Origin of the sequence: Acinetobacter sp. SwsAc6, from assembly GCF_013391565.1 — a bacterium.
Classification (GTDB): Bacteria; Pseudomonadota; Gammaproteobacteria; order Pseudomonadales; family Moraxellaceae; genus Acinetobacter; species Acinetobacter cumulans.
Map to the genome: position 1 here is coordinate 64210 of NZ_JACAXE010000007.1, position 18838 is coordinate 83047.

An 18838-nucleotide genomic window follows, 5' to 3' on the forward strand; every position below is an offset into this window, starting at 1 on the left:
TAAAAAAGCACCCAAACCGAGGTATGGATGCTTTGGTCTAAGCTGAAAAAATCAGCTTTCGAAAATTTTAGAATAAGTTAGCAAAGAATTGTTTGATGTGATCAATCATTTTTGCAAAGAAGCCAGCTTCTTCAACGGCATTTAATGCCACCAATGGTTTTTCAGCAATTACTTTACCATTTAAAGTTGCAACGTATTTACCTACAACTTGACCTTGTTTTAAAGGCGCAGTCAATTTTGGTTGTACCACCAATTGCGTTTTGATCGCGTTTGCTTCGCCTTTAGGCATCGTTACATTAAAGTTTTCTGGTAAGCCAATTTGTACTTCGCTGTCTTTACCATACCAAACCTTCGCTTTTGCTAAGACTTGTTTTGCAGGCTGAACTTTAACCGTTTCAAAATTTGCATAACCCCAAGCTAAAATTTCACGTGTTTGTGACGCACGTTCGTTCATGCTTGGTGCACCAAAAATCACTGAAATTAAACGTAAAGGACCACGTTTTGCAGACGTTGTTAGGCAGTAACCTGCTTCATCTGTATGGCCTGTTTTTAAACCATCCACACTTGGGTCAGTATAAAGTAAGGCATTACGGTTACCTTGCTTAATACCGTTGAAAGTAAATTCTTTTTCAGAATAGATCGGATAGTACTTAGAGCTGTCATGAATAATGTGCTGTGCAAGCGTTGCCATGTCTTTTGCAGTTGAATAGTGACCTTCTGCTGGCATACCTGTGGCATTGATGAAGTGCGTATTGCTCATGCCAATACGTTTAGACTCTTGGTTCATCATGTGAACGAAAGTGCCTTCATTGCCTGCAATGTGTTCAGCCATTGCTTTAGATGCATCATTACCCGATTGGATAATAATACCGCGAAGCATTTCAAGTGCTGTTGCTGTTCCATTTAATGGCACATACATACAAGATTCTGCGCTAGTACCACGGCACCATGCAGATTCATTCATGCGCACTTTTTCATTTTCAGTTAGCTCGCCACTCAATAACTTTTGTTCAATGATGTAACTGGTCATCATTTTTGTCATTGAAGCAGGTGCTAATTTTTCGTTTTCATTTTTTGCAGCAAGGATTTGCCCAGTCTCATAGTCCATCAGCACATAAGATTTATTATTCAATTCTGGGGGTGCAGATAGGACTGTTGCCGCAAATGAAAAAGAAGGTGCAAGAACTAATGCGGCAAGGGCGGTTTTTCGGGTCATTCTAAGTGGTTCCAATAACTTGTTATAAGCGCAAGAGCCTAGCATTTTAGGACAAAGCTAGGCTGACTTCTACGGGTGAGAAAGGCTTATTTTAAAAGTATTGTAACGAAGTGAGCTTAATTTGCGTATGTCGTCAATTCTTGGCAAATTTCTAAGTTTTTCGCATCACCTGCTTTTTTTGCATCTGCTTGGGCTTCTTGCAAAATTGGTGCAAATTTTGGCTCTTGTGATAGGGCTTTTAAGCTTTGAACTGGATTTTTGACCTGTGGCATATTCTCTTTTAAAAGTTTGGCATAACCTTGTTCAAATTTGCCTTGTGCTTTTGCTTCAATCAGTGAAGGGCAAATATCAGATAGGACATACATTGCTGCTAATTCTTGCTGAGTTACTTGAGTGTCGCTTGGTGTGACATCGACATTTTCAGCATAAACATGAAGAGTAAATGCAGAGAGTGTAAGAGCAGTCAAAGTTTTTAGCAGAGGATATTTCATTTAAAAAACCTAATTTTAAAAGTTGTATAACTAGAATGAATTGTAGCTTAAAACGAATTTAGGTAAATATCAGCTAGCTTTTGTATTGAAGGTGTTGAAACCATGAAGGAATAATGAATGACTGTATAATATAAACCGCCTAAGTTTTAGGCGGTTTATATCTTCAAACCTACTGATCTGATGAGGTGATTGGAATGAGAATATTTAACGCATTATTCTTCTTCGTAATTTAAAACGTCATCACATACAGATTTTTGCTCTTCTTTAGAAGATTCTTTCGCTGCAGTACGAGACTCTGCTAAGAAAGATTTATATTCAGCATCTGCTTGTAGCTTTTCATAAGTCATCGACTTTTCTGAGTAGTCTGCTAAATAGCTTTTGATTAAGCTTTGAATGTTGCTGTCAAATTTGGCATTTTTACCAATAATTGCAGGGCAAACTTCCGCCATTACTTGAGTTGATGCGATATCTTCCTTAATAATTGTGTTGGCTTCAGCAGGCGTTAGTCCTTCATCAGCAATAACTGCTTGAGACAATACAGCAGCCAAGCTTAACCCCAGTAAGCGACGAAATGATAAAGTTGTAATCATTTTTTAATTCACACATTTTTGATGGATGTCGGAATTTTAATATATATAATTCTCTATATATATCAATCAAATGTTCTGAACGGTCATTTTTAAACAGTAACAGGTTTTTTCAGTGAATATTTTAATCGCCAATGATGATGGTGTATTTGCACCAGGGATCCAAGCTTTAGCTCATGCCTTAAGACCTTTAGGTCGTGTGGTGATTGTTGCTCCCGAAGCAGAACGTAGTGGTTTTTCTAGTGCCTTAACTTTAGATCGCCCATTACGTCCCATTCAAATTGCACCAGATATGTGGGCTGTAAATGGTACACCTGCAGATTGTGTGTATTTGTCTATGAATGGACTATTCGATTTTGAATTTGACTTGGTGGTCAGTGGTATTAACTGCGGGGCAAATTTAGGGGACGATGTGCTGTATTCAGGTACAGTAGGGGCGGCATTTGAAGGACGCTTAATGGCACAACCTGCAATTGCCGTGTCATTGGCAGGGCCAAATGTACGCGGTTATAACGACCCACAAGATTTCGCACAAGCAGCGCAGTGGGTACATGACTTTATTGCAGGCGGTTTACCAGCATTGCCATCACGACACATCTTTAATATTAATATTCCAGATGTGGCTGAATTAAAAGGTGCACAAGTCACTTATCAAGGTCGTCGTCGCCAATCTAAGCCAATTACCACACAAGTCGACCCACGTGGCCGTCAAGTATTTTGGATCGGTTTATCAGGCGAAGCTGTTGCAGAGCCTAAAAAAGGGGTATTTGGTATTGAATCGGACTTCTTTGCCGTTGCCAATGGCTTTGTCAGTATTACGCCAATTCAAATGGATGCGACAAATTACGATATTTTGATGGACTTACACACACAATTTAGCCAAAAACAGTAACAAGTGTTATAACTTTGTGAAAAACACAACTGTGAAGCTTATTTGCAGTTGTTTTTTGCTAATCTTAGCGCATTCACACCATTCGCTTCATTTTTGTTAGAGAGGAAAATAATGTCCCTGGTGTTTTCAAAAGTTGCCTCTACAGCCCCAGCTACTATATTCAAAACTTTTGTACTTGCTGCGGCCACTGCTTCTGCCTTGGTATTGAGTGGTTGTGCGTCAAAACCTCAGGTGAATAATTCAGCTCGTTATGTTGCTGCTCCAGATTTTTATACAGTGCGTTCAGGTGACACTTTAAGTGGAATTGCTGCCCGTTATGGTTTGAGTTATATCAGTGTTGCAGAGATGAATGATATTGCAGCGCCGTATCGTATTTATGTGGGCCAATCACTACGCCTAAAAAATTCGTCATCTCGTCGTGCGGCTTCTACGCAAGCAGTAACGCAGGCTGCACCAATTCAGCGTCAATCGATTGCATTGCCACAAAATACACCAACGACACCATCACAGACTGTGCGTACACCTGTAGCACCCGTGACTGCTCCAAGCACACCAGTCACGTCAAGTTCATTGCGTTGGGTACGTCCTGCAACAGGCCCTGTACTTGAAAGCTTTAATTTAGCCAATAATGTCAAAGGCACACGTTATTCAGGGAATGTTGGTGATCCAATTGTGGCTGCTGCTGATGGCCAAGTGGTTTATGCTGCTGATGGTTTAAAAGAATACGGTAATTTGGTCTTGATCAAGCATGTAAGTGGTTATATCACTGCATACGCCCACAACAGTAAAATTTTAGTGAAAAGTGGACAAAATGTAACAACTGGTCAAAAAATTGCGGAGATGGGTTCTTCTGGTACATCTCGAACAATGTTGGAGTTTCAGGTTCGTTTAGACGGGAAACCTATCAATCCAATTTCAATTTTACCAAATAATTAAATAGATAATGCAAATCATAAATTTCTTCGTATAATACAATGAGTTGTTTTTAATATTACAAAAACAGCTCAAAGTTTTATGAGGGAACTTCATGTTAGATCAACTTCGGGGTATGGGTGTTTTTGCTTGTGTAGTAGAAAAAAACTCATTTAGCGGCGCGGCACGAGAGCTGGGTATTACCACCAGTGCTGTCAGTCAACAAATCCGTTCTTTAGAACAGGATATGGAAGTTGTATTGTTGCATCGTTCTACACGAAAATTAAGCCTGACAGAAGCTGGACAGGCTTTTTTTCATAGTTGCCAAGACATGTTGTCGGCAGCTGAGCGTGGCAAAATTAGAATTAATGAATTACGCGATGATTTGGTTGGTGATTTACGCATTGTTTCGACACCTGAAATGTGTGCCAATCATATTATTCCAGCATTGTCACAATGGATGTCTACGCATAATGGTTTAAATATTCATATTGATGCCGATTATCAATTTGCCGATCTAAAAGAAAGTCGCATTGATATTGCGCTACGAATAGGCCATAGAATAGAAGATCCAAATGTACAATCTGTAGCGCTTGCGCGTGTAGATCAAATTTTGGTGGCCTCACCAAGTTATATTCATCAGCATTCATTTATTTCACGCCCTGAAGATTTAACTCGACATGATGTGATTATGACGAATCTGGCAAAACACAATCATAGTTTTGCATTTCAGCATGCAGTGAGTGCCGAAACTATCGTATTAGATATTGCATCGCGTTATTCAACCAATAACACGCTTATTGCAAAAAATATGTGCATGCAGGGCCATGGAATAGCACGTATGTTGTATTTAGATGTGCAAAAAGATTTAATGAATGGCAATTTAGTTGAAGTTTTACCAGAGTGGAAATTACCAACATTCACTCTATATGCGGTCATGCCAAAATCTGAACAACAATCCACTAAAGTGCAACGAAGCCTTGAAATTTTGAAGCAATATTTCTCTCTACTTTCAGGTGGTCGAGTCTATAAAGAAGTTTCATGAGACTTTTAAACTATTATCTTAGACTTTTTAAGTATAAAAAAAGCCACAATAAGCGGCTTTTTTATATGGCATTAAGTTTAAGCTAAATATGCTTTTACCATACGAACAATACGATCAACTAAAAGATCAGCTTGTTCTTGTGTGATGTTTAATGCAGGGAGCAAACGAATTACAGAGCCTGCAGTGACATTTAAAATCAAATGGTATTCATCACGGGCGATATCCACTAAATCAGCGCAAGCTTTAGGTAATTCAATACCAATCATTAAGCCAAAGCCACGTACTGTGACTTGCTGATCTTGAAGCTTTTCAGTCAATTGTTGAACGATGTAAGCACCTTTTTCAGCAGCATTAGCAACCAAGTTTTCTTTTTGAATGGTTTCAATAACAGTGTAAACCACACGTGAGCCCAAAAGTGTACCACTGTAAGTTGAACCGTGGTTACCTGCAGTTAATACGCCTACACCACGACCTTGAGTCATTACTGCACCAATAGGGAAGCCATTGCCTAAACCTTTGGCAGTGGTCAATACGTCAGGCACAATATTGGTGTGTTGGTAAGCAAAGTATTTGCCTGTACGGCCATTACCAGTTTGTACTTCGTCTAACATCATCAACCAGTTGTGTTGGTTACAAATGCGACGGATGTCTTCTAAATAGCTAAAACCTTGAGGTGCAGTATTTACACCACCTTCACCTTGAATTGGTTCAACTAAAATTGCCACGATATCTGGGTGATTAATGGCTGCTTCTTCAATCGCTTCAATATCACCAAAAGGCACACGAATAAAGCCTTCTACCAATGGTGCAAAACCATCTTGTACTTTTTTGTTGCCTGTTGCAGACAGTGTTGCAAGTGTACGACCATGGAAAGAATGATCTGCAACAATAATTTTTGGTGTGCTAATCCCTTGTAAGTGTGCAAATTTACGTGCAATTTTAATTGCGCCTTCGTTTGATTCTGCACCACTATTTGAGAAGAAAACTTCTTCCATGCCTGCAACTTCAGCAAGCTTTTGCGCTGCTGCCGTTTGCCAAGGCACTTCAAAAATATTGCTGGTATGAATTAACGTTGCAGCTTGCTCTGCAATAGCTTCTGTTACTGCTGGGTGTGAATGACCTAAACCACACACAGCAATACCTGTGAGTGCGTCGAAGTATTCTGTACCATCTTCAGTATAAAGATAAGAACCTCGGCCTCGGACAAAGCTGATCTTTTGACGGCCAAATACTGGCATCAAGTGAGAGGGTTGATCAGTTTGCACAGGCGCAAGGGTAATGTTGTTCATGACTAACTCTTATCTGTTCGGAGGATTGAAAATTTACTTTTGCTACTTTATAAATGAAAGTATCAAGGTGTTCTATATAAGCAAAATATACCCATGATTTAAAGCCCGATTGTAAATAAAATTGGAAATATTGCTTTAGTCATACTGTTTTGTTGAGTTTTGGGTATAATGCGATGCAGATTTATTGAGGATATATCAATGACTGAACAAGCTCGTGATACAGAAGCGTTAATTCGCGACCAAATTGCTAAACATGCTGTTTTACTTTACATGAAAGGCACACCACAATTCCCACAGTGTGGTTTTTCTGCACGTGCTGTTGAAGCGCTCAGTCAAATTGGCCGTCCATTTGCTTATGTAAATATCTTGGAAAACCCAGATATTCGTGCAACTTTGCCAATCATTGCAAACTGGCCAACTTTCCCGCAATTATGGATCAACGGTGAGTTGATCGGTGGTAGCGACATTATGTTGGACATGTTCCAAAAAGGCGAATTAAAAACTTTAGTTGAAGAATTCAGCCCAGCTCCTGAAGCTTAATTCAGAGTAAGTAAAAAAGCGCCGATAAACGGCGCTTTTTTTGTGTCTGCTAGATGATTATTTTTCTTCAGTAGATGCATTTGCATCCGTCGAAGAAGTCACTTCAGCATCTGCTTGTTGTTGCGCTTTGAGTTCAGCCTTTTTCTTTTTTTTGTCTTTCTTCTTTTTTTTCTTTTTTTTGCTGTCTTCTTCTTCCTCAAAAGCTGCGCCATCTTCTATTGCTTGCCAGTATTCAAGTTGTTCCATAACAGCAGCAAAAATCGAATTTTTGCTATAACGGCCTTTTTTATCGAGCGTACCGACAGGACGCGCCATGAGGATTTCTAAGGCTTGTGCAATATTGTCGATGGCATGAATATGGAATTGACCTTGTTGTACAGCTTCGATCACATCTTTACGGAGCATTAAGTGTTGCATATTTTGACGTGGAATAATGACGCCTTGCTGTCCTGTTAAACCTTGTAATTTACATGCATCATAGAAACCTTCAATTTTTGCATTTACACCACCAATGGGTTGTACTTGACCCAATTGGTTCATAGAGCCTGTAATTGCCCAAGATTGATCAATTGGGAGCTGGCTAATCGCAGAAATTAAGGCAGAGAGTTCCGCTACGGTAGCGCTGTCTCCATCAACTTGACCATAGCTTTGCTCAAAAGCTAAGGCAGCTGAGAAGTGGAGTGTTTGTTCGCGACCAAAGTGAGCTTTGAGGAAGCTCGACATGAGCAAAACACCTTTGGCATGCAATGAGCCACCCAGTTCAACACTGCGTTCAATATCTAGGATATCGCCACCGCCTTGATAAACTGAAGCGGTTAAGCGTGAGGGTAGACCAAATTCGACATCAGCATATTGAATGACCGAAAGAGCATTAATTTGTCCTAAACGGTGGCCACGCGTTTCAATCAATTGCGTACCACGGGTTAAGTCTTGCCAATACAACTCGCGTAAATAGCCAAGTCGATATTTACGATGGTCGAGCGCCGTATTGATGTGCTGTTCTGTGACCATGCTGTCATTGGCTTGTACTGCATGGTGGTGTGCTTCGCGAATTAAGTCACCCAAAGTCAGTGCATGTAAAGACAGTGAACTTTGGTCTTCGGCTTGGCGACTTGAATCTGTTAAGAGTGCAGATAATGCGGAACGATCAAATGGAAGTAATTTGTCCGACTGTACATAGTCTGCAATTAACTGCATATAAGCATGTTCATTGTCATCATTACGCTGTAGCGTGTCGGTAAAGTCCGCACGAATTTTAAATACGCTACCAAGCTCTGGTTCAAGTTCTAAAATTTCATAATAAATTTCAGGCTCAGCCAGTAAAATAACTTTAATGTTGAGCGGAATGGCAGCAGGCTCAATCGAAATGCTACCTGTAAGTGTGAGCATGTGCTCCAGAGAAGACAGCTTGAGTTGACCTGATTTCAGTGCGCGTTTTAATCCTTGCCATGCATAAGGCTGTTCAAGTAATTGCTCAGCTTCAAGCATTAAAAAACCACCATTGGCTTTATGTAAAGCACCTGGTCGAATTAAGGTAAAGTCTGTTGTGATGGTGCCATTTTGAGTCAGTTGCTCGACATGACCCAATAAATTGTAATGGGTTGGGAAGTCTTCAAAAATGACAGGAGCACCTGCATTCGCTTTGTGAGTTACCACAATATTGGCTTGGTAGCGCGCTGGCACACGGTTAAAAATTCCTGGTCGGAAATCGTCTTCTTCTTGTTCTAAAACGATTTCTACATTTTCGATAATGTCTTCTGCATACAGTTTTAGATATTGGGCAAGGCCTTCAACTTCTTTAAATTTATTGAGCATTGATTCAATACGAGGCATGACCACTTGCTTGGCAATATCACGATTTAAATGCTGAACTTTATCGCGAGCATCATCTTCTAGATCGCCTAAATGTAGGCCAAGGCGATCCAGCTTTTTGTCCATGTAGCGAATATTGGCAGAGATTTCCGCACGTTGTTGGCTACTGAGTGCATGAATCTCTTCTTTAGACATTTCTTGCATTTTATTGTCTTTAAAATGCATTGGGACAAAGTGATGTTCATCATTTTGAGTGATGAGTTTAAGGTCGAGATCTTCACCTTCTTTGGTTAGCTCAAATAAGGCTAAATTCTGTTCATCACCTGTCCGTTGACGAATCAGTTCGATATTGTTGTGATAAGTTTCAGCGGTAAAGCGACGTTCAAGTTGCTTTAAAATGGTCTGCCACGTTTGATGTAATTGTGTTTGAAACTTAGGTGCTTGACCTGCAGGTAGTTTTAATGCCAAAGGTTGGCGTTGTACCTGAAAGTTATTGACATAGACCCAGTCATTTGGCGTAGGCATCGTTTTAGCGTGCTGTTGGAGCAAACGCTTAATCATGGTGCGTTTGCCTAGACCAGCCGTACCTACAGCAAAAATATTATAGCCAGAATAAGGCAATGCAATTCCTGCTTCTACTGAAGCACGGGCACGATCTTGACCTAAAAAATTATTTAAGGGTTTTAAGCGTTTGGTCGATGTTGGAATTTTTTTCAGGTCAGTTAAATAAGTCAGTTGTTCAAATTGAAGCTGAGTTTTGCTCAAGGTAGTTTGAATCTCTGGTTGATCAAAAACACTGATTATTTTTTTAGCTTCTGGCACTTCGTTTTGGTTAGCAGTGGGTGTGGAAAGAGAAGATTGAAGAGTTTCGAGTTTTTTGGTCACTGTTGAATCCAAAACATATTAATAACGGCAGAATTTAAAGGTATACAGAAATGCCTGAAAAGATCAAGCAACATGGCTGATTTTCTCGACAAAATTACGTACAGATTTTATAAATTTGGTTGAAACCAAGCGGATTAAGCGCTTGAATAGCATCATTCATTTTCAGACAAAAATAATGTAATGACAACACAAGCTTCAGGATGGAAAGCGGCATTTACCGCATTTCTAGATAAACGTGCGCTGATCATGCTGTTTTTAGGCTTTTCGGCAGGTATTCCAATTCTGCTGATATTTTCTAGCTTGTCACTGTGGTTAGGTGAGGCGGGCATTGATAAGAGCGCCGTAACATTTTTTAGTTGGGCCGCTTTAGGTTATTCCTTTAAATTTGTCTGGGCACCTTTAATTGATGAGCTCCCAGTGCCTGTATTGACCAAATTAATGGGGCGTCGCCGTGCTTGGTTGCTGATTGCTCAGTGTCTGATTATCTGTGCTATTGCCATTATGGCGTTGTCGGATCCTGCACTTGGACAGAGTTATATTTACCAAATGGCAGCAGGCGCAGTACTTTTGGGCTTTTCGGCAGCCACACAAGACATTGTGATTGATGCGTACCGTATTGAATTGGCAGAAACTGAAATGCAGACCGTATTAGCTTCTACCTATAATGCGGGTTATCGCATTGGTATGATTGTTGCTGGTGCTGGTGCGTTATTTTTAGCAGCTTATTTGGGCACGGCTAAAGGTAATTATATATATGAGGCTTGGCGCACGACCTATTTTGCTATGGCCGCTGTCATGCTTGTGGGGATTATTACGACCTTAGTGATTCGTGAGCCACAAGTAGAACGTATCCATAAAAATTATCAGCGCTTTGATTACTACCGTTTGGTTGCTGTATTTTTTGTGGCTGTGGTCAGTTTTGTACTTAGCTATATTTTTTCAGGGAATGCAGTTGAAGCACTGAAAACACAGTTTGAGATACAGGATTCATTGTTACTCTTTGGCTTGGAATCTATACGTTTTATTGGTTCTGGGGCAATGGCTTTATTGGTGGGTGGAGGTTTAGTCAAAGCTGGTGCAGTAAACAAGCAAATGGCTTATGAAACTTGGGTCAATCCTGTTGCGGACTTTTTTAAACGCTATGGTGTGAAACTGGCTTTGGTATTATTACTTTTGATTGGTTTCTACCGTATTTCAGACATTATTGCCGGTGTTATTTCCAATGTCTTTTACCAAGACTTAAATTTCAGTAAAGAGCAAATTGCTGAAGCGGTAAAAGTCTATGGTGTTATTTTTAGCTTGGTCGGTGGCTTTTTAGGAGGCTTACTGGCACAGCGTATGAACATTATGAAATTAATGTTTGTAGGGGCGATTTTAGCCAGTTCGACCAATTTAATTTTTATTGGTTTGGTAAAATCAGGTCAGCCACTCGGTGAAGTTACTGTACAGGCTGGTGGTAAAAGCTATCAAGTGCAGGCAGATGAAACGGGTGCATGGACGCAAAAAGTTCCTGTTGCTGATTTGCGCTCTGGTGAGGCGATACACGTGAGTGCAACTTATGTACAAGATAAAAGTGGCGCTGTAACAGTAGAGATGCCATATCTTAATGATCAAGCAAACAAGGCATTACTCGTATTTCCGATTACGGCAGACAATGTGGTTAATGCGCAAGAAAGCCAAAATAGCATTGTGGTGCGTGGTCAAACAGCGCATGCTCTAAATGAGCAACAAAAACTGCAGGTGCAACTCGATGGCCAAACCTTTGAAGCTAAATTAGACAAAGCAGGTATTTTTACCGCGACGATTCCAGGAAAAGCCTTGGCTGAATCGGCTAGCCACAAAGTTGAAGTACAGCTGTTGGATGCTGAGCGTATTATTGCTACACAAACACATGCTTATGAAGTTAATACTGTTGCCAATATGGCAGGGGTGCTTAGTGTAGATGTACAACCAATACAGCTGGCGCAAGCAGAAAATGGCTGGGTTGAGCTGAAAGGTAAAGTGATTAAGTCATATAGTTCAATGTGGCTATACTTTGCGATCATTGTGGATAATTTAGCCTCTGGCTTGGCTGGGGCAGCATTTATTGCATTTTTATCCAGCTTAACCAGTGTATCGTTTACGGCAGTGCAGTATGCAATTTTCAGTTCTTTAATGACCTTAACACCTAAAATTTTAGGCGGTTATTCGGGTACGATCGTGACCAATATTGGCTATCCAAAATTTTTCTTAATGACTGCATTAATTGGTATTCCAATTTTGTTTTTAGTGGTTTGGGTTGCAAAATTGCTCAAAGAACATGAACAAAAAACCACGCAATAGACTTTGAGTATAGTTTGATTAAAAAAAACCGCGATAATTTCGCGGGTTTTTTAAGATTGAATGAGCATGATTTTTTACAAAAAAATAGCATATTGAGTGAGTTAATGAACTGTATAAGCTTTGCGACTAAAATTGAACTTTGGGGATTAAATCCCTATAGTATTCAACAATAATTTAAGATTTAGGAAAATGATGATGCGTATGTTGCATACCATGTTGCGAGTAGGCAATTTAGAACGTTCGTTAGCGTTCTATACTGAAGTGCTGGGTATGACTTTACTTCGTAAACGTGACTATGAAGAAGGGCGTTTTACCTTGGCATTTGTAGGCTATGGTGGTGAAGAAAACCATACAGTACTTGAGTTAACGCATAATTGGGATACAGCGAGCTATGAATTGGGCAATGCCTATGGTCATATTGCAATTGCAGTAGATGATGCGTATAAAGCCTGTGAAGAAATTAAAGCGCGTGGTGGTAATGTCGTTCGTGAAGCGGGTCCAATGAAAGGTGGCGTGACAGTCATTGCATTTGTAGAAGACCCAGATGGTTACAAAATTGAACTGATTCAGCAAGACAACAATGCGCGTAATAACTAATCAGAAAGATGCTTGAAATACAGTCAAAATATTGAACATCACGCATGAAAATGCAGTTTCAATAGAAAAGCCCAGTAAGATGGTTTTTACCCAGAGGTAAATTCTAGGCTTACTGGGCTTTTTAACAGCTGATCTCAGCTAAATAAAATAGATAAATCATTGAAAGGATGCGGACATGCTGAAGATGCTGGCGTTGGACCGATTTACAGTACTGTTATTTATCATGGTGGTTTTGGCCACTTTTTTGCCCGTTTCAGGACAAGCTGCTGAAATTTTTGGCACGATCACGACAGTTGCAATTGCGGTTTTATTTTTCTTACATGGCGCCAAACTATCGCGTGAAGCTGTGGTAGAAGGATTAATGCATTGGAAGTTGCATGGTGTTGTTTTTGCATTTACTTTTGCGTTGTTTCCAATCATTGGTTTGCTGTGTAAACCGTTATTGGTACCAATGTTAGGGCAGGAGCTGTATTGGGGCTTCTTATTTATGTGCTTTTTACCTTCTACAGTGCAATCTTCGATTGCATTTACATCTGTAGCACAGGGTAATGTCGCAGGTGCCGTATGTAGTGCTTCATTTTCCAATATTGTAGGGATGTTTATTACCCCGCTATTAGTAAGTTTTTTTATTTTAGGTGAAACCACACATAATTTTGATCCGACTGCATCTATAGTGCAAATTACCTTATTGCTTTTGGTTCCATTTGTATTGGGGCAATTACTAAGACCTTATGTATTCCCTTATATGAAAAAAATGCCGAAGATTGTAAAAGTGTTTGATCAAGGCTCAATTTTAATGGTGGTTTATGGTGCATTTAGTAGTGCTGTTGTAGCAGGCTTGTGGCAACAGGTGAGTGCTCAGACCTTAATCCTACTGATTCTGGCCTGTTCTGTGCTACTCACGCTCATTATGCTATTGGCACTGTATGTACCACGCTGGATGGGCTTTAATCGTGCAGATCAAAAAACTATTTTCTTTTGCGGTTCTAAAAAAACCTTGGCCAGTGGTGTGCCAATGGCGCAGATTTTATTTATTGGTCAGCCATTAGGAATGATCGTATTGCCAATTATGATATTCCATCAAATCCAGCTAATGGTCTGCGGTGTAATTGCCAATTTATGGTCAAAGCAGAGTCGTGGTGTTGAATAAATTGCATTGAATCTAATAGTTTAAGTGATTAAAAGACTCGGAAGGTATCGAGTCTTTTAATGGATCATGTAAACTGAGTGTGTTGTCTATGACTAAAATTTAAGAACAGAATGGATAAAATGAAAACAAGAATAGCTGGACTGTTTTTAATTCTCAGCTACAGTACAGTGTGTATAGCTGATGATTTAACACTAAGAGTGAATCGAGATCTTATCGTAAAGATGCCTTTGTTGACGCTGCAGCCGATGCTGGACTTTTGCCGTGATCAACAGCCACAGCTCAATTCTGAACTTGAACAAGCCTATACGGGCGCTAAAGTAAAAGTGCTCAAGGCCGCCAAAGAGGGTGCAATCTCTGTGCTTAATTTGAATCATGATGAAGAATTATTTAAAGAAGAGGAACTTAATTCACCTGTAGATGCAGACGTTAAGCAGCAGTTTCAAGAAGCACTGGAAATGATGAGCAGATCTCTACAGCAAGTGGATTCAGCGACTTATTGTCCTGTATTAATTCAGCGCTTGAATCATTTTGACCAGCACACTTTTCAGCAAAGTGTAGAGATGAAATTTAAACAAATTTCAGAGCAAGCAAAAGCACAGAAGAAAGTCATTCAGTCAGAATGAGCTATTTATTAACAGTAAAAAATCAGCTATAATTTGTCCCAACTTGTTGTGCTTAGCTCTGACGGTATCCGTCTCGGTGGGCCAAAAGAATGGTCTGTTATGGTGTTGATCTGCCTTTTAGGCACTTCCTCCTCCTTGTAGGAGAGTGGTCAATTGCGATGACAGCAAAACCTTCTTAAACTTTATGGAGTAATCGACGATGCGCGCCGATATTCACCCAAAATACGAAAAATTAGTTGCTACTTGCTCTTGCGGTAACGTAATCGAAACTCGTTCAGCTTTAGGTAAAGAATCTATCTACCTAGACGTATGTTCAGCTTGCCACCCTTTCTACACTGGTAAGCAAAAGAACGTTGACACTGGCGGTCGTATCGACAAGTTCAAGCAACGTTTTGCTGGTATGTCACGTTCTATCAAACGTTAATACCCAAAACCAAAAAAAAGCAGGCATTTTGCCTGCTTTTTTTATGTCCAGTATTTTGCATTTGACGTATGGTGCTTTATATAAAAAAGCCACATTCAATTGAATGTGGCTTTTTTGGTTTTAACTTAAATGTAGAGGATGATTATTGATCTTGTACATCAATCAAGTGATCCAATTTTTTCTGGAAGTAATCACCTTGAATAAAGCGTGCATCCACATTCCAAGCATTGGCAAACAGTGTCATGTCATTAAGACCACGTAACATAATTTGTACGGGCTTAATATCTCTGAAGGCAACAATTTTGAGTTGGAGTTCTTCGCATAATTTATCTGAATTTAACATGTGCGTTAATTCAGGGTGCAATGTTAAGCAATTCGCTTCAACTTGAGTTAATAGGCTTTCACTAAACATTGATTGACCAAAATCACGAATGGCGATTTCAGCGCCATGACGACGAAGTTCAATAATTGCTTTTTGAGCATCTGCAAGAGATTGATAAATATCATCTTCTGAAAACTGTAAAATCAGAGGATGTTGTTGCTTACTACGAATAATCGTCAACAGTTTGGCAACAAACTCAGGGAAGCTACGGTCTTTGAGTAAGATTTCTTTATTCAAGTTAATAATTAATTTTGCTTCAGGATATTGGGTGATGAAATTATGTAATTGCTTGCATGATTCCACCATAATCCAACGATCGAGCTTAATGGATAATTCTGAGTCTTCAGCCAGTTCTTTGAGTTGTGAAATATCGCGCCATTTATTGTCGTAGATAAAACCACTGGTCACCTCATAGGTGTACATGTTCTGGTCATCTTTATCGTATAGCTGCTGATATTTAAGATGAATTTCACCACGTTCTAAACAAGTGCGAAGTGCCTTAATGATAGGCGACTCATTCAATGCTGAAATTGGCGCAAGTTCTTCAATACTTGTGTTGAATTGTACGCTTGGTATTTGTGTTTCTGTTGCTTGAGCTTCGAGAGTTACCGCTGGAGATTGTGGTGCAAACTCTAGACTTGGAATTGAAAGTTCCAGTTCTGGTGCAGGTTGATTTTGAGGTAACTCAGTCAAGAATGCTTTTTCAACACATTGTTCCAAGACAGTTTCATCTCGTAACTCTTGCTCTAAAACGCTATAACCTAAACGTAAATTGAGTGGGTAGCTATTGTTATTCACGGTTAATAACTGCGGTTTACGAAGTGCATTTAAACCAATGAGTTTAGATTCAAGTATCGCTTGAGATTCTGCTTGGAATAAACCAACATAAACACCACCATCAATTTTAAACAATGGTGCATTGGTTTGTTCTTTTAAGAAATTTTTAACTTGTTCAAAATAACTTTTTAGCGTGTTCCAGTCAGACTGGAAAATTTGTTCTGGTGCAGAGGCCAAAGCAAATAAAACCAACGCATTAATATTTGATGGCTGTTGTGTAATAGCACGCTTTATTTGCTGATAGGTATTTGGCTTACTTTGCGAACCATCATTCGAAGTTTTTGTACCACTTGTACTTTCGATATCAATTGCAATTTGTAGTGCATCATCTTCAGCAGCAGGAATGAATTCTATTTTTAAAGGATTCTTGGTGCTGAGTTTGCTGTTTTGCGAGTCAAGCTCAAAACGACCAAAGTCAAACTGACCTTGGCTGATTTTTTTGAAGCGTGTTTTGAAATCAGGTAAATCTTTAGGTTGTAAGACATCGAGTAAAGGTAAGCCGATGATTTCATCTTCAGACTTTAAACCAAACAGTGATAAATACTCTGCATTCGCTTGAATATGAATGCCTTCTTGAATTAAAGCTAATGCTTTATGGCTATCTACAACCAGCGATTGTGCTTGGCTTTGTGCTGTTTCTAGTTCATTTAACAGTTGTTGCTGTGTTTGCATTAAACGACTGAACGAAAGGGCGCGAATTAAACCTAAATAAAAACGATCTGGGTAGTCTAGATTTAAGATGTCATAAATGCCTTTATGCACATAAACAGGGTATTGGTCTGCTTGGTAGTCATCCGGCTTTAACAATAAAATCGGTAGATTAGGTTGCTTTGACAGTCGAATTAAGCTTAAAGCTTGTTCATATTTTAAGTCATAAGCACGACCAAAAATAATCAAATCCCAATTGAGGTTGAGCTGTTTTTCGAAACCTTGTAAGTCATCGAGTAGCACGGCTTCAACTTGATGTTCGCTTTGAGTTAGAAGATCACGTATTTGGTTAAAACGTATTTGGTTGTCATCAATGATGAGCAGACGTGTTTCTGTACGCTTTAATTTTTTAGACAATAATGGATTTCTCACTTCAACGCTTCCCATAAATCGTGATTTTTCGTGTCATTCACTTGTTTATTAATAAATTCGGTCACTAGATTCTCTTGCTGATCATTCAGTAATTCGTATTCAAAGCGAATGAAACTTTGTGTGATCAATTGAGCCTTGGTGAGATAAACTTTAAGTTCCTCTTTACCTAAACGTAAATGAATCGTTTGTTTTTCGCGGAATAGATTCGAACCAGGTAAAATGAGTGTTGTACTGGTTTGGTCGAGTTGTGCAGTTTGAACCAAAAGTGCAGGCTGATAATTATGAGTATTTCGATCTGTGCGGATATGACCAGAGCATGGATACATATCTTGCGTTAAAATTTCTAAACCCAGTTCGAGGCTCTTTTCTGCTGATTGCTTAATCCAGCGGATAACGCCACCACGCCATTGGCTTTGTGCATTTTCTTGAACCAAGATAAATTCACCCGTTTTTAAGTTGGCTGGTGTCGCACCCGTCCACTTAATACGGTAACCGTTCACACTAATGTCGAGTACTTCAGCAGAGTGAATTTGTTTAGCTTCACGATCAAGGGCTTTGGCATTCGAAACTGAAGTTTGAATGTTGGTATCCATTGAATTGATAAAACTTGATTCATTTTGCAGGTTATAGTTTGACTCAAGCTCAAGGGTTTCTTGCAATGTTTTGCCTTTAGAAAGGTAAAAATGAGCAACCGATAAGCCAAAGCAAATGTTGATTTTTGCAGAGTAATCATAACGCTCATGTTTACGTTCCACATTATTCATTAATAGATTGTGAATGTGGAAATGTAAGGCAGGCGTGAGGAATAGCTTTTCATTTTTTGATAAATACTGACCACTTTTAGTTTGTGTTTCTGTGAGATGGTCGAGTAAGTTTTGTGTCGAAATAAAAATGTCAGGTGTGTAATGTGATGCCTGATGTGAATTAAATACAGGTGGATGGTCTTTATTAGAGTCCACAACATAACGCGATAAAGTGGTTTCTTTCGGTAGAATCTGAATGAGTTTAGCCCAATCATAACTACATAAATATAGCCCCTGAATTTCTGCTGGTCGTATTTGGTTGGTATTAAATATATCCAATAAAATCAGCTGTGAGTACACTTGCGCAATGGTGGTGATGTCGTGTTGCGTACCTAGAAGCTGATTAATATTGGTTTGATCAAAATTGTTTTGAATCGCATATTCAACCAATTGATGTGTTGCATGCCATTGACCAGGAATAGGTGTGGTATAAAGCATTTGTTGTTGATATAACAACATCGCCAATTGTTGCAAAGCATAAAAAATAGATGCTGTACGTGCTGTTTGCAGACTCTTTTTATGACCAAACGAAAAAATAGAAAATTTTTGTTGATTGAGCTGCGTATTGCAACGCATCGCGATATCAATATAGATTTTGGCAAAATGGCTACGCAACAACATCGCCAATTCAATAATCTGGTCATTCCGATCAGTGGTAATTAAACTGTGATTGGCAAAATGCTTTTCTAAGCTAGTGAGTACATTTTCTAAGGTTGGATGTAGGATTTGCACCAAGTCAAATCGCAACATTTCTTGGCATTTCAATTCAGAAATTTCAAGTAAAGCATTAAATAACGATTTAGATGAAGTCCCCAATTGTAAAATGGAGACGCTATTAAGCCATTCCTGCAATCCTTTGGCAGTGGTAGGACAAAAACTGAGTTGGTCCAGCTTAAGTTCAGTCGATTTCTGAAATATGTCTGAAGTACGCTTAGTCATCTTTATTATTTA

16 protein-coding genes are annotated in these 18838 nt (G+C 39.4%); 9 read left to right on the top strand and 7 right to left on the bottom strand.

Translation table 11 applies throughout. The annotated features are described in order from the left end of the window. Nucleotides 1-67 precede the first annotated feature (67 nt). The 3 genes from dacC to HYG93_RS07090 all read right to left on the bottom strand — a co-directional run bounded on the left by dacC (nucleotide 68) and on the right by HYG93_RS07090 (nucleotide 2297). Nucleotides 68-1216, bottom strand: coding sequence for a D-alanyl-D-alanine carboxypeptidase PBP5/6 (gene dacC, locus HYG93_RS07080; RefSeq protein WP_106984704.1), 1149 nt, complete (start codon nucleotides 1214-1216; stop codon nucleotides 68-70). A gap of 116 nt (nucleotides 1217-1332) precedes the next feature. After that, the gene (locus HYG93_RS07085) at nucleotides 1333-1707 is read right to left on the bottom strand and encodes an MCR_0457 family protein (protein ID WP_106984705.1); all 375 of its coding nucleotides are present in this window, start codon (nucleotides 1705-1707) and stop codon (nucleotides 1333-1335) included. Between the two features lie 212 nt (nucleotides 1708-1919). Further along, entirely contained in the window at nucleotides 1920-2297 is a 378-nt protein-coding gene (locus HYG93_RS07090; protein ID WP_117007249.1) for an MCR_0457 family protein, read from the bottom strand. 112 nt (nucleotides 2298-2409) lie between these two features. On the opposite strand from HYG93_RS07090, the gene surE reads away from it, so the two are divergent. The 3 genes from surE to HYG93_RS07105 all read left to right on the top strand — a co-directional run bounded on the left by surE (nucleotide 2410) and on the right by HYG93_RS07105 (nucleotide 5143). After that, nucleotides 2410-3186, top strand: coding sequence for a 5'/3'-nucleotidase SurE (surE, locus tag HYG93_RS07095; RefSeq protein WP_106984707.1), 777 nt, complete (start codon nucleotides 2410-2412; stop codon nucleotides 3184-3186). A 111-nt stretch (nucleotides 3187-3297) separates the two neighbouring features. Then, entirely contained in the window at nucleotides 3298-4122 is an 825-nt protein-coding gene (locus tag HYG93_RS07100) for a peptidoglycan DD-metalloendopeptidase family protein (RefSeq protein ID WP_120365973.1), read from the top strand. A 91-nt stretch (nucleotides 4123-4213) separates the two neighbouring features. Further along, nucleotides 4214-5143, top strand: coding sequence for a LysR family transcriptional regulator (locus HYG93_RS07105; protein ID WP_106984709.1), 930 nt, complete (start codon nucleotides 4214-4216; stop codon nucleotides 5141-5143). Nucleotides 5144-5220: 77 nt separating this feature from the next. Here the strand turns inward: HYG93_RS07105 and HYG93_RS07110 are convergent, their stop codons facing one another. Next, complete coding sequence (locus HYG93_RS07110; RefSeq protein ID WP_117007246.1) at nucleotides 5221-6432, bottom strand: aspartate aminotransferase family protein; 1212 nt, start codon at nucleotides 6430-6432, stop codon at nucleotides 5221-5223. A gap of 198 nt (nucleotides 6433-6630) precedes the next feature. Here HYG93_RS07110 and grxD point away from each other — a divergent pair, with 198 nt between their 5' ends. Continuing rightward, a complete protein-coding gene (grxD, locus tag HYG93_RS07115) occupies nucleotides 6631-6972 on the top strand; it encodes a Grx4 family monothiol glutaredoxin (protein ID WP_106984711.1) in 342 nt (113 codons plus the stop codon). 57 nt (nucleotides 6973-7029) lie between these two features. Here grxD and HYG93_RS07120 read toward each other — a convergent pair whose 3' ends face one another. Further along, nucleotides 7030-9669, bottom strand: a complete 2640-nt coding sequence (locus HYG93_RS07120) for a Lon protease family protein (RefSeq protein WP_120365972.1) — start codon at nucleotides 9667-9669, stop codon at nucleotides 7030-7032. A 180-nt stretch (nucleotides 9670-9849) separates the two neighbouring features. Between HYG93_RS07120 and HYG93_RS07125 the strand changes: the two genes are divergently transcribed. The 5 genes from HYG93_RS07125 to rpmE all read left to right on the top strand — a co-directional run bounded on the left by HYG93_RS07125 (nucleotide 9850) and on the right by rpmE (nucleotide 14785). Next, entirely contained in the window at nucleotides 9850-11991 is a 2142-nt protein-coding gene (locus HYG93_RS07125) for an MFS transporter (RefSeq protein ID WP_106984713.1), read from the top strand. Nucleotides 11992-12186: 195 nt separating this feature from the next. After that, nucleotides 12187-12588, top strand: coding sequence for a lactoylglutathione lyase (gloA, locus tag HYG93_RS07130; protein WP_106984714.1), 402 nt, complete (start codon nucleotides 12187-12189; stop codon nucleotides 12586-12588). A 175-nt stretch (nucleotides 12589-12763) separates the two neighbouring features. After that, nucleotides 12764-13738 carry a bile acid:sodium symporter family protein gene (locus tag HYG93_RS07135; RefSeq protein WP_106984715.1) on the top strand — a complete coding sequence of 325 codons (975 nt, stop codon included), beginning with the start codon at nucleotides 12764-12766 and terminating at the stop codon, nucleotides 13736-13738. Nucleotides 13739-13857: 119 nt separating this feature from the next. Then, the gene (locus HYG93_RS07140) at nucleotides 13858-14361 is read left to right on the top strand and encodes a hypothetical protein (RefSeq protein ID WP_137287921.1); all 504 of its coding nucleotides are present in this window, start codon (nucleotides 13858-13860) and stop codon (nucleotides 14359-14361) included. A gap of 199 nt (nucleotides 14362-14560) precedes the next feature. Then, complete coding sequence (gene rpmE, locus HYG93_RS07145) at nucleotides 14561-14785, top strand: 50S ribosomal protein L31 (protein ID WP_106984717.1); 225 nt, start codon at nucleotides 14561-14563, stop codon at nucleotides 14783-14785. 142 nt (nucleotides 14786-14927) lie between these two features. On the opposite strand, the gene HYG93_RS07150 is transcribed toward rpmE, so the two are convergent. Continuing rightward, a complete protein-coding gene (locus HYG93_RS07150) occupies nucleotides 14928-17099 on the bottom strand; it encodes an EAL domain-containing protein (RefSeq protein ID WP_178962121.1) in 2172 nt (723 codons plus the stop codon). After that, nucleotides 17081-18826 (bottom strand): GTPase, encoded by a 1746-nt coding sequence (locus HYG93_RS07155; protein ID WP_178962122.1) that lies wholly within the window; start codon nucleotides 18824-18826, stop codon nucleotides 17081-17083. Before HYG93_RS07155 ends, HYG93_RS07150 begins: the two co-directional genes overlap by 19 nt. Nucleotides 18827-18838: the final 12 nt, after the last annotated feature.